Source organism: Derxia gummosa DSM 723, assembly GCF_000482785.1.
GTDB lineage: Bacteria > Pseudomonadota > Gammaproteobacteria > Burkholderiales > Burkholderiaceae_E > Derxia > Derxia gummosa.
Genome location: NZ_AXWS01000008.1, coordinates 489,523 through 501,652, shown reverse-complemented (window position 1 = coordinate 501,652; position 12,130 = coordinate 489,523). Strand labels below are relative to the sequence as shown.

Here is a 12,130-nt window from a genome sequence, read left to right as displayed (position 1 = left end):
CGCCTCACTCCCGCGCCAGCGCATCGACCGGATCGAGCCGCGCCGCGCTGCGTGCCGGCAGGAAGCCGAACACCACGCCGATCAGCGTCGAGCAGGCGAAGGCCGCGACCATCGACGTGCCCGAGAACACCATGCCGAAGCTGCCGCCCGCCTGCGCGAAGCCGGCGCCGATCGCCAGCGCCAGCCCGATGCCGAGCACGCCGCCGATCAGGCAGACCAGCACCGCCTCGATCAGGAACTGCTGGAGGATGTCGCCCTGGCGCGCGCCGACCGCCATGCGCACGCCGATCTCGCGGGTGCGCTCGGTCACGCTCACCAGCATGATATTCATGACGCCGATGCCGCCCACGACGAGCGAGATGACGGCGATGGACGCGATGAGCAGCGTCATCGTCTGGGTGGTGGACTCGATGGTCTGGCGGATGCTGTCGGTGTTCATGGTGAAGAAGTCCTTCGTGCCGTGGCGCAGCGCGAGCAGCCGCGTGATGCCGGCCTCGGCGATGTCGCTCGGCACCTCGTCGCGGGTGCGCACGGTGATGGCGCGCAGCGTGGTGGCGCCGGTGAGGCGGCCCATCGCCGTCGTGTAGGGGATGAAGACCTGGAGGTTCTCGCTGCTGCCGAAGGCGCTGTCCTTCTTCTTCGTCACGCCCACGATACGCGCCGGCATCGCGCCGATCAGCAGCGTCTCGCCGAGCACGTCCTGGCGCGCGCCGAACAGCGCGCGGCGCGTGTTCTCGTCGATCACCGCGTCCTGTGCAAGCCTTTGCACGGCCTCGGCGCCGAAGAAGCGGCCCTGGGCGATCTCGATGCCCTTGACGCGGAAGTACTGCTCGCCCACGCCCATCGCCGCGCCGTTCGACGACTGGTTGCCGTGACGCAGCACGAGCGTGGTCTGCACGCTTGGCGTGACGCTGTCGACATAGCTCAGCCCGGCCAGCGCGTCGGCGTCGCGCGGGCGCAGGGTCTGCACCGCGCCCGAGCGCATGTCGCCGAAATCCTTGCCCGGCATCACGTCGATGGTGTTGGTGCCGATCGAGCTGATGCTCTTGAGGATGCTCTGGCGCGAGCCCTCGCCCAGCGCCACCACCGACACCACCGACGCGATGCCGATGACGATGCCGAGCATGGTCAGGAAGGTGCGCAGCGCGTGGGCGCGCATGGCCACCAGCGCCATGCGGAAGGCTTCGGCGAAGCGGTCGGCCCAGGCGCCGAGGGCGCGCAGGCGGGTGGGGCCGGCCGGCGGGCGCGCGTTGCGGCGGGCGCCCGGCGGGCCGGCAGGCGCGGCCTCGGCCGGCGGCGTGCCCGGGGCCGCGAAGGCATCGTCACTCGCGGGCGCGTGCGCGGCCTCGGCCATCGCGCGCGCTGCCGCGTCGTCGGCCGCCGCGAGCGCCACCGGCAGGTTCGGCCGGTCGGCGACCACCACGCCGTCCTTCAGCTCGATCACGCGCGCGGCGTGAGCCGCGACCGCCATGTCGTGCGTGACGAGGATGACCGCGTGCCCGTCGGCATGCAGCTCGCGCAGGATGGCCATGACCTGGGCGCCGCTCGCGCTGTCGAGCGCGCCGGTCGGCTCGTCGGCCAGGATGACCTCACCGCCGTTCATGAGCGCGCGCGCGATCGACACGCGCTGCTGCTGTCCGCCCGAGAGCTGGCCGGGCCGGTGGCCGTCACGGTCGGCGAGGCCGAGGCGCGCGAGCAGCTCGGCCGCCCGCGCCCGCCGCGCCGCGCGAGCGCTGCCCGCGTACACCGCCGGCACTTCCACGTTGCCGAGCGCCGGCAGATCGGCCAGCAGGTGGTAGCGCTGGAAGATGAAGCCGAAATGCTCGCGCCGCAGTTGCGCGAGTTCGTCGGGCAGCAGCTCGGCGGTGTCGCGGCCGGCGACTCGGTAGCTGCCGCGCGTGGGCCGGTCGAGGCAGCCGAGGATGTTCATGAGCGTGCTCTTGCCCGAGCCGCTCGCGCCGACGATGGCGACCATCTCGCCGGCGCGGATGTCGAGCGCGATGTCGCGCAACACCGTCAGGGTCTGGTCGCCCGAGGCGAAATCGCGGCTCACGCCGCGCAGGCTCAGCAGCGCGGGCGCGGCGGCGGGCGGGGTCGGGGCGCGCGCGGCCGGGCCGGCGTCGGGTGCCGCCTGCGCGGCCGGGCCGGCGCCCGGTTCATGTCGTTCGGCCATCGCCACCTCAGAACATCGGCGGCGGACGGCGCGCGGACGAACCGCCCGCCGCCGGCGTGGCCGAGCCTTCGCCGATCACCACCTGCTCGCCGGCCTGCAGGCCTTCGAGCACCTGCACGTTCACATGGTTGTCGAGGCCGGTGCGGATCAGCCGGGTCTCGGGCGGGCCGTCGGGCCGGGCCACGCGCACTTCCACGCGGCCGTCGGGCTGGCGCTCGCCGAGCGCGGTGGCCGGAATGCTGATGGCGCCCCTGGCCTCGCCCAGCACCACATGCACCTCGGCCGTCATCGAGATGCGCAGCTTGCCGTCAGGGTTGGGGATGTCGAACAGGCCGTTGTAGTAAACGGCGCTCGCGCTGCTGGTGCTGCTCGAACTGCTGCTCGACGAGGTGCTGGTGCTGCTGCTCGACGACGAGATCGACTCGGGCGCCGGCTCGACCGCGCGCAGGCTGGCGCGGCGCCGCACGTCCGGCTCGCCGAGGATGGTGAAGTACACCGGCTGGCCAGGCTTCACGCGCACCACGTCGGCTTCCGAGATCTGCGCCTTGACCGTCACCTGGTCGAGCTGGGCGAGGATGAGGATGGTCGGCGCGCTCTGGTTGGCGTTGACGGTCTGGCCCTGCTTCGTCACCACCGCCACGACCGTGCCGTCGATGGGCGCGACGATGCGGGTGTAGCCGAGATTGATGCGCGCCGTGTCCACCGCCACCGCCGCCGACCGGATCTGCGCGTCGAGCGCGGCGATGTCGGCCAGCGTGGTGTCGAGCGTGGCCTGGGCGGTTTCGAGCGCCTCGCGCGAGCCGGCGTCGGCGCCTGCAAGCGTTTGCGCGCGCTCGAAGGCGAGCCGCGCCTGGGTCAGCGTCGCCTGCTTCGACGCGCGCTGCGCCTGCACGTTGGCGAGCGCGGCCTCGGCGGTGCGCAGCGCGTTCTGCTGCGGCAGAGAATCGATCTCGGCCACGAGATCGCCCTGCTTGACCGTGTCGCCGAGCGCGACCTTGAGCGACTTGAGCTGGCCCGACACCTGGGCGCCGACGCTCACCTGCTGCAAGCCCTGGAGCGTGCCGGTGGCGACCACCGCGTCCTCGATGTCGGCGACGACTACGGGCGCGGTGAGCAGGCGCGGCGCGGGCGGCGGCGTGAGCCGCGCATAGGCAAGGCCGGCGAGGACGACGAGGACGAGCCCGGCCGACACCAGGCGCCGGCGCGCGCGGGCGCCGGTCGCGGCCGGCTTGGGAGAAGTGATGGTCATGAAATCGGGCAGGACGGGACGGCGGCGGCGATGCCGGGCGGCATTCACCGGCAAGCGCCGAAGGGCGCAGATGAAACGGGAGGATTGCTAACGCCGCATGTCTGGGGCCGCGTTCCGTTCAGCGCGCAGGAAGGAAGCGCCGGAAATCGAAGCGCCGGGGCAGCCAGGCGACCTGCTGGCTTCGAGGCACGGCGGCGGAGCACGGCTGCGCGGTTCGCAGCGCCACGTCGCGTCCGTCGCGCCATCCGGCTGCATTTGCAGCAGCCGGACGGGCTTTCGCGCTGGAACGCCGCTTGCGCCTTCGCCGCCCCCGCCTCCCGCCAACCCAAGAACGACATGCCGCCTTCCCTCCTCCGGCGCCGCCCGGCCCGCCTCGCCGTCACCGCGCTCGCCGCCGCGCTGCTGGCCGCGCCGGCCGCCCGGGCCGCCGACACGCCCGCGCGCCGCCCCAACCTGCTGCTCATCCTCGCCGACGACCTCGGCTTCTCCGATCTCGGCGCCTTCGGCGGCGAGATCGACACGCCCAACCTCGACGCCCTCGCCCGCGAGGGCCTGCGCCTGACCGACTTCCACACCGGCGCGACCTGCTCGCCGACGCGCTCGATGCTGCTGTCGGGCACCGACAACCATGTCGCCGGCCTCGGCAGCATGGCCGAGCTGATGGTGGACGAGCAGAAGGGCAAGCCGGGCTACGAGGGCTATCTGAACGACCGCGTCGCGCCCCTGCCCGCGCTGCTGCGCGACGCCGGCTACCTCACGCTCATGAGCGGCAAGTGGCACCTCGGCCTGACCGAGGAACGCAGCCCGAAGGCCGCCGGTTTCGAGCGCTCCTTCGCGCTGCTGCGCGGCGCCGACGACCATGTGGCCAAGCCGTGGAACACCGTCATCAACCCCGCCGAGCCCTGGTACCGCGAGGACGGCAAGCTCGCCACGGTGCCGGCCGACTTCTATTCGACCGACTACTACGCCGAGCGCATGGTCGGCTATCTGCGCGACCGGCGCGGCGACGCCCGGCCCTTCTTCGGCTACCTCACCTTCACCGCGCCGCACTGGCCGCTCCAGGCGCCCGACGCGCTCATCGCCAGGTACGAGGCGCGCTACGCCAACGGCTACGAGCCGATCCGCCAGGCCCGCATCGCGAAGCAGAAGGCGCTCGGCCTGATCCCGGCCGGCTTCGAGCCGGCGAAGGCGCTGTCACTCTGGCCGGCGTGGAAGGCGCTCACGCCCGCGCAGCAGCGCCAGGAAACCCGCCGCATGGCGACCTACGCGGCGATGGTGGACCGGCTCGACCAGGCCATCGGCCGCGTCATCCGCGAGCTGAAGGACAGCGGCGAGTACGACAACACCGTCATCGTCTTCATGTCGGACAACGGCGCCGAGGGACAGGACCCGGCGGTGCGCGGCAGCCAGCGCAACAACGCGGTCGAGAACATCGGGCGCGGCGACTCCTGGGCCGCCTACGGCCCCAACTGGGCCCAGGTGAGCGCCCTGCCCTTCAGCCTGTTCAAGGGCTTCAGCCACGAGGGCGGCACGACGGTGCCGGCCATCGTGCGCTACCCGGCGCGCCTCGGCGGCGGCAAGGTTTCGGCCGCGCCGGGCCATGTGACCGACCTCGCGCCGACGCTGCTCGAACTCGCGGGCGCGAAGGCGCCGGCCGAGTATCGCGGCCGGCCGGTGGCGCCGATCCAGGGCAGTTCGCTCGTGGGTTTTCTCGAAGGGCGGCAGCCGGCCATCCATGCGCGCTTCGAGCAGGGCTGGGAGCTGTTCGGCCGCAAGGCCTGGCGCGAGGGCGACTGGAAGATCGTCTGGGCCGCGCCGCCGGTCGGGCCGGGCGAATGGCAGCTGTTCGACCTTGCCACCGATCGCGCCGAGCAGCACAACGTCGCGGCGCGCCAGCCCGAGGTGCTGGCGCGGCTCGTGGCCGGCTACGAGCGCTATTCGAAGTCGAATGGCGTGGTCGAGGTGCCGCGGCTGGCCGAGAAGATCGCCGAGCGCTACGGCATCGGCGACTACTTCGGCCGGCTGGAGTGAGGGCGATGCGCGGCTGGCCGGGACGGGCCGCGCGGATACTGCTGGCCGGCGCGGCCCTCGGCGCGGGGGCTGCAAGCGCTTTCACGCCGGCGCCGCCGGGCGACGGGCGCGGCGCCAGTGCCAGTGCCAGTGCCAGTGCCAGCGCGGCGCCCGCCTGCCGCGCCGGCTCGGGCCTGCCCGCCGGCTTCGGCCCCGGCAGCGAGGCCGCGCCCAACCGCGCCGGCATGAAGCCGGTGCCCGTCGGCCGCTTCGTGCCCGGCGCCGACGCCGGCTATGCCGAGGAGCGCGGCGGGCGCGAGGTGGCGCTGCCGGCCTTCCTCATCGACGAGCACGAGGTCACGAACGCGCAGTTCGCGGCCTTCGTGCGCGCGACGGGCTACATCACAGAGGCCGAGCGCGCGGGCGCGTCGGCGGTGTTCGTGGCACCCCGGCCCGGCGAGGCGGTCGTGCCCTACGGCTGGTGGAAGCAGGTGCGCGGCGCCGACTGGCGCCACCCGCAAGGGCCGGGCAGCGGCATCGCCGGCAAGGCGGCGCATCCGGTGGTGCAGGTAAGCCTAGCCGACGCCGAGGCCTATGCGCGCTGGCTCGGCCGCCGGCTGCCGACCGAGGCGCAATGGGAGTACGCGGCGCTCGGCGGCCTGACCGGCCGCGCGGCGCGGCTGGCCAATGCCTTCGAGGGCAATACCGCCGAGTTCCAGCGCCTGCTGCGGCGCACCGCCAACACCTGGCAGGGCAGCTTTCCCGACCGCGACCGGGGCGCCGACGGCTGGCGCGGCACGGCGCCGGCGGGCTGCTTCGCGGCCAACGGCTACGGCCTGAGCGACATGGTCGGCAACGTGTGGGAGCTGACGCGCGACGGCTGGACCGGCGACCACGCCGCCGACGATCCCGACGCGGTTCGGCCCGACGGTCGCGCGCCCGAGGGCCGCGCCACGGTCATGAAGGGCGGCTCCTTCCTGTGCTCGCCCGACTTCTGCGTGCGCTACCGGCCGGCCTCGCGCCAGCCGCTGGAGACGGGGCTGGCGACCTCGCATGTCGGCTTCCGCACCGTCGTGACGGACTGAGGCGCGCCGCCTTCGCGCTCAGGGCTGGCGCGCCGCGCCCGCCGTCACCACGATCTGGCGCTGCTCGCCGAGGCCGCCGATGCCCAGGCGGATCTCGTCGCCGGGGCGCAGGTATTGCGGCGGCTGGCGGCCCATGCCGACGCCGGCCGGCGTGCCGGTGGCGATCACGTCGCCGGGCAGCAGGGTCATGAACTGGCTCACGTAGCTCACGAGTTCGGCCACGCCGAAGATCATGTCGCGCGTGCTGCCCGACTGCATGCGCCGGCCGTTCACGTCGAGCCAGAGGTCGAGCGCCTGCGGATCGGGCAGCTCGTCGCGCGTGACGAGCCAGGGGCCGATCGGGCCGAAGCTGTCGCAGCCCTTGCCCTTGTCCCACAAGCCACCCCGGTCGAGCTGGAAGGCGCGTTCCGACACGTCGTTGACGAGCACATAGCCGGCCACATGGCCGAGCGCCGCCTCGGGCGCGACGTACTGCGCGCGGCTGCCGATCACCACGCCCAGCTCCACCTCCCAGTCGAGCCGGGTCGAGCCACGCGGGACGATCACGTCGTCGTCGGGACCGCCGATGCAGCTCACCGCCTTCATGAAGACGATCGGCTCCTTCGGCTCGGCCATGCCGGATTCGCGCGCATGGTCCGAATAGTTCAGTCCGATGCCGATGAACTTGCCCACACCGGCTACCGGCGGCCCGAGCCTCGCGTCGGCGGGTACGAGCGGCAGATGCGAGGTGTCGATGCCCGCGATCCGCGCCAGTCCCGACGGCGACAGCGCCGCGCCGGCAATGTCGCCCACGACCGAGGACAGGTCGCGCATGACGCCATCGCGGTCGAGCAGGCCGGGGCGTTCCTCCCCCGGCGGGCCGAAGCGCAGCAGTTTCATCCCGGTCATCCTTTCTAGTGATTGGTCGTCTGGAAAGGACGTTAGCCGACACTTCGCGGGGGTTGCCGCTCGTCCGGCAGGACGTTTTGGTCAGGCGGTCGGCAACGCGGCGCGGACGGTGCTAGCGCACGCAAACGCCTCAGCAGTTGAAGGGCAGCAGACCGCCGTCGAAGCGGCGGCGTTCGATCACGAAGGGGGCGATTTGATGCGGCTGGCCGTCGATGACGACAGGCGGCAGCGTGATCGTCCAGCGCGCGCGGCCGGCGGGCAGGCGCGCGACCGCGCCCAGCCGCGTCCCTTCGGCACCGACGCCGCGCAACGGCGTGTCGAGGGCGAGACCCTGCCCGACGGTGAGACGAAGTTTCTCGATGCGATGGCGCCACACCGCGCCGTCGGCGCCGGTGAAGACGAGTTCGGGCGGATCGAGCCGCAGGCGCAGCGGCCGGTCGAGGCGCAGGGCCAGTTCGCCGCGTGCGGGGTCGGCGCGGGTGATGTCGTGACGCCACCAGCGGCCCTGCCAGGCGAGCGGGCCATCGGCGAGGCTGAAGCCGCCGTCGTCGTAGGCGGCGATGAGGTCGCAGCGGCGCGCGGGCGTCTCGGCGCGGCAGCGCTGCTCGCGCTCGGCCCGGCGGGCTTCGGATTCGTCGGTGATCCAGACGACGGTACGGCCGGGGCGCGGCGGGCTGGCGCTGCCGTCGGGGCGCCGCCAGGCGCGGGCGGCGATGTCGCGGGCGGGCTGGCGGGCGGTGCCGTCCGCACCGACGACCGGTACCGTGCCGGCGACTGCCGCTCCGGTCGCGGTCGCGGTCGCGGTCGCGGTCGTGGGCGAAGGCGAAGGCGAAGGCGAAGGCGAAGGCGAAGGCGCGTCCAGCGTTACGGCGGGCAGCCGCATCGTGAAGACCGAGGGCGGCCAGTCGGCCCCGAACTGCCAGGCGTGCGAGAGGCCGAGGCGGAAGTCTCGGCCCGGCACGGGCGCGACCGGCGCCAGGATGGCCGGGTCGATCGGCGCGTCGGCGGCGACATCGAGGCTGGCGCTCGCGCTGGCGACGGGCGCGAGATGGCGGGTGTCGCCCTGGCCGTCATCGGCGTCAAAGCCGGCGGCGGTGAAGCGCAGATCATGGCCGGCCGGCACGACCGCGCTCAGCACGATGTCGAGGCCGGGCGCGGCGGCATCGGACGAGACGCGAGCCTCGATGCCGAGCCGCACGTCGCCCGCGACCGTGATCGCGAGCCGCGTCGGCGCGCCGGCGGCGCCATGGCAGTACTCGCCGGCGCGGGTGACGCTCGGGTCGGAATGGTCGGGCCGGTAGTACTCGCCGTGGGGCGCGGGGATGCAGCCGACCAGCGCGCCGGCCGCAAGCACCGCCAGACGGAGACCCGGACGCGCCGGGGCACTAGAGATCGCGTGTCCCGTGATGCTGCTGGCGGTGGCAGTTGGGGCACAGCGCGACCGTGTTCTCGACGGTGTCCTGCCCACCTTCCGATAGCGGAACAAGATGGTGAACCTCCAGGTAAGGGGAGCCATCACGCCGTGTGAACGGGGCCGCATGACCGCAGCGGTGGCAATGGCCGGCCGCCTTCAGCAACACCTGCGCGACCACATGAGGATCGCGCTGGAACACCTCGGTCGTCACCAGCACTTTCCGGGGCAACGGATCCGCCGCGGCGATCCGACGCCGCAGCTCCTCGATGGGCAAGCGCATCGCGCGCGCCTCGTCATCGGACCGGATCGCGAGGAAGGCAGACAAGGATTGCGGATCACGCCGTGCCTCCATCTCACGAAGAGTCTTCGCATGCCGGTCGTGCAGCCGACGCAAGCCCGGTTGCGCGATCTTGTTCACCTCCTCCCGGTAGCGGATGTGGGTCCGGATTGCCGTCAAGGCGGTCCCCAACCCCTGCGCGCCCAATTCCGACGCCATCCGCGTCACAAAGTAGTCGAAGTCGCCAAGACTCAGATTCCGCTTCGGGGTCGTTCCCTCGCGCATGGCGCGGTACCAACGCAAGATGTCCTGGCCGGAACTGGCCGGAACACCGGCCTTGTCAAGCAACGACTGCCTGGCCCCAGAGAGCGACATCTCCCCGAGAAATATCCGGCGCCCGAGTTCATGGGCGAGTTCCCGTTGCTGGTCGTTCACGCTGTCCTCATGTCCCGAGCCTCGTGATTGCGGACTCGCCGTCCATCAAGCCGATCGGGCCAGACGCTGATCGAGAAGGCTGACCCAGTGCAACACCGGCACGCCAGCCTTCGGCCCGAGATGCGTCATGCAGCCGAGGTTGGCGCTGGCGATCACGTCCGGCCCGCAGGCTTGCAGGTTGCCGAGCTTGCGCTCGCGCAACGCCACCGAAATCTCCGGCTGGAGCAACGAATAGGTGCCCGCCGAGCCGCAGCACAGATGGCCCTCGGCCACCGGCAGCAGCTCGAAACCCGCATCCGAAAGCAGGCTTTCGACCACGCCGCGCACCTTCAGGCCGTGTTGCAGCGTGCACGGCGACTGGAAGGCGACGCGGCGGATGTCCCGGCCGTCGATCGTGACCGGCGCGCCGAAGGCTGCCGGCGACGGCCCGACCGCGCCGGCACCGGCGCCCGAGCCGGCAGACGCCGCGCCGCCTTGCCCCGCCGCCTTCAGCAGCGCCGACAGCCCCGCCCGTTCCGCCAGCAGCACCTCGGCCGGATCGCGGCACAGCTCGCTGATGCGCGCGGCCTTCTCGGCATAGGCCGCGTCGCCGCGCAGCAGATGGCCGTAATCCTTCACCTGGGCGCCGCAACCCGAGGCGGTGATGACGATGGCATCGACACCGGCCTGCACCGCCGGCCACCAGGCATCGATGTTGGCGCGCATCTGCGCCAGCGCCGCGTCCTGCTCGTTGAGGTGGAACTTGAGCGCGCCGCAGCAGCCGGCCGAGGGCGCGACCTCGAGGCTGATGCCGAGCCGGTCGAGCAGTCGCGCTGCGGCGGCGTTGATGTCCGGCCCGAGCACCGGCTGCACGCAGCCCGCGAGCGCGAGCATGCGGCGCGCATGGCGCAGCGGGGGCCATGCGCCGGCGGCGGGCACGTCGGCGGGAATCTTGTCGGCGAGGCGGGCGGGCAGCAGCGGCTTCGCAAGCCGGCCGAGCGCGAGACCGGCGCCGAAGCGGCCGGGGTCGCTCAGGCCCCAGCCGAGCGCCTTGCGCACGAGGCGCTGACCGAGCGGACGCGGCACTTCGGCCTCGACCACGGCGCGGCCGATGTCGACGAGCTTGTGGTACTCGACGCCCGACGGGCAGGTGGTTTCGCAGGCGCGGCAGGTGAGGCAGCGGTCGAGGTGGTCGCGCGTGGCCTCGGTCGGCGCCTTGCCTTCGAGCACGGCCTTGATGAGATAGATGCGCCCGCGCGGGCCGTCGAGCTCGTCGCCGAGGGTCTGGTAGGTGGGGCAGGTAGCGGTGCAGAAGCCGCAGTGCACGCAGGCGCGCAGCACGCGCTCGGCTTCGCGGCCGGTGTCGGTGTCGCGCCAGCGCGGGGCGAGGTCGGTCTGCATCTCAAAGCTCCGGGAAGAGTCGGGCACGGTTGAACACGCGCGCCGGATCGAATTCGGCCTTCAGGCCGGCGTGGACGCGCATGAGCGCGGCACCGGGATGGGTGAAGACGCCGGCGGCGCGCGCGGCGTCGGTACCGCGGAACAGCGTGGCGTGGCCGCCGAGCGCCGAGGCCGCCGCGCGCAGGGCCGGGCCGGCTTCGGCGGGGGCGTGCAGCCAGCGCTGGCCGCCGCCCCATTCGACGAGCTGCGGTGCGCTTGCAAGGGCTTGCAACGCAGCGGGCGGCAGCGGCAGGAGGCCGGCGTCCGAGGCCGTGCCGGCCGCGCTCGCCGCCACGGCCGCGCCGCCCGCGCGGAACGCCGGCGCCGTCGTCGGCAGGCTCAGGCGCCACAGCGCCTCGCCCGCCGCAAGCGGCCGGAAGAACGGCGCGGTCTGCTCGCGCAGCGCGGCCCAGAAGGCGTCGGCATCATCGACGCGCTCGCCGCCGAGCTGTTCGCGCGCCGCGCGCACGGCCGCGCGCTGGCCCGACAGCCGCACTGTCAGCACGCCGCCCTCCCAGGCGCTCGCGCTGATCGGCAGCGGCTGGCCGCCCCAGCGGTTGAGCACCGCGAGCGCCGCGTCCTCGCCCAGCTCGAAGCGCAGCGTGGCTTCCTCCACCGGCCGGGGCAGCAGCTTGAGCGTGACCTCGGTGACGATGCCCAGCACGCCGAGGCTGCCCGCGAGCATGCGCGACACGTCATAGCCCGCGACGTTCTTCATCACCTGCCCGCCGAAGTTCAGCAGCCGGCCCTGGCCGTCGAGCAGCCTGAGCCCGAGCACGTAATCGCGCAGCGCGCCGGCGGAGGGCCGACGCGGCCCGCTCAGCCCCGCCGCGAACATGCCGCCCACGGTCGCGCCCGCGCCGAAATGCGGCGGCTCGAAGGCGAACATCTGGCCCTTCTCGCCCAGCAGCGCTTCGAGTTCGGCCAGCGGCGTGCCGCAGCGCGCGGTGACGTAAAGCTCGGTCGGCTCGTAGGCGACGACGCCGGCGTACAGGCGTGTGTCGAGCAGGTCGGCCTCAGCGGACGCGCCCGACTGGCCTGCGCCCCGCGCATCCGCCACCGGCACGCCGCCGTAGAAGTCCTTGCTGCCGCCACCGCGCAGCACCAGCGCCCTGCCCGTCCTGCCGGCGTCGAGCACGCGCGCGCGCCAGCCTTCGATGATCGGATCGATCGCGTCCAT

Annotated in this window: 9 protein-coding genes; 2 read left to right on the top strand and 7 right to left on the bottom strand. The window is 73.1% G+C overall.

Translation table 11 applies throughout. The annotated features are described in order from the left end of the window. Window positions 1-4: 4 nt before the first annotated feature. On the bottom strand, window positions 5-2,173 hold the full coding sequence (locus H566_RS0108520) for a MacB family efflux pump subunit (RefSeq protein WP_084544971.1): 2,169 nt from the start codon (window positions 2,171-2,173) through the stop codon (window positions 5-7). 7 nt (window positions 2,174-2,180) lie between these two features. After that, entirely contained in the window at window positions 2,181-3,422 is a 1,242-nt protein-coding gene (locus H566_RS0108515; RefSeq protein WP_051378604.1) for an efflux RND transporter periplasmic adaptor subunit, read from the bottom strand. Between the two features lie 336 nt (window positions 3,423-3,758). Here H566_RS0108515 and H566_RS23850 point away from each other — a divergent pair, with 336 nt between their 5' ends. Together H566_RS23850 and H566_RS0108505 are read left to right on the top strand one after the other, a co-directional pair. Then, window positions 3,759-5,453 carry an arylsulfatase gene (locus H566_RS23850; protein WP_051378375.1) on the top strand — a complete coding sequence of 565 codons (1,695 nt, stop codon included), beginning with the start codon at window positions 3,759-3,761 and terminating at the stop codon, window positions 5,451-5,453. 5 nt (window positions 5,454-5,458) lie between these two features. Then, window positions 5,459-6,517, top strand: coding sequence for a formylglycine-generating enzyme family protein (locus H566_RS0108505; protein ID WP_034410995.1), 1,059 nt, complete (start codon window positions 5,459-5,461; stop codon window positions 6,515-6,517). Between the two features lie 18 nt (window positions 6,518-6,535). Here the strand turns inward: H566_RS0108505 and H566_RS0108500 are convergent, their stop codons facing one another. The 5 genes from H566_RS0108500 to glcE all read right to left on the bottom strand — a co-directional run bounded on the left by H566_RS0108500 (window position 6,536) and on the right by glcE (window position 12,130). Then, window positions 6,536-7,396 carry a fumarylacetoacetate hydrolase family protein gene (locus H566_RS0108500; protein ID WP_028311106.1) on the bottom strand — a complete coding sequence of 287 codons (861 nt, stop codon included), beginning with the start codon at window positions 7,394-7,396 and terminating at the stop codon, window positions 6,536-6,538. Between the two features lie 139 nt (window positions 7,397-7,535). Beyond that, window positions 7,536-8,759, bottom strand: a complete 1,224-nt coding sequence (locus H566_RS0108495; RefSeq protein WP_028311105.1) for a hypothetical protein — start codon at window positions 8,757-8,759, stop codon at window positions 7,536-7,538. 31 nt (window positions 8,760-8,790) lie between these two features. Next, window positions 8,791-9,531, bottom strand: coding sequence for an HNH endonuclease (locus H566_RS27370; RefSeq protein WP_245591310.1), 741 nt, complete (start codon window positions 9,529-9,531; stop codon window positions 8,791-8,793). A gap of 45 nt (window positions 9,532-9,576) precedes the next feature. Continuing rightward, on the bottom strand, window positions 9,577-10,911 hold the full coding sequence (gene glcF / locus H566_RS0108485; protein WP_028311104.1) for a glycolate oxidase subunit GlcF: 1,335 nt from the start codon (window positions 10,909-10,911) through the stop codon (window positions 9,577-9,579). A 1-nt stretch (window position 10,912) separates the two neighbouring features. Continuing rightward, window positions 10,913-12,130: a glycolate oxidase subunit GlcE gene (glcE, locus tag H566_RS0108480; RefSeq protein ID WP_028311103.1), complete on the bottom strand. Its 1,218-nt coding sequence runs from the start codon at window positions 12,128-12,130 to the stop codon at window positions 10,913-10,915.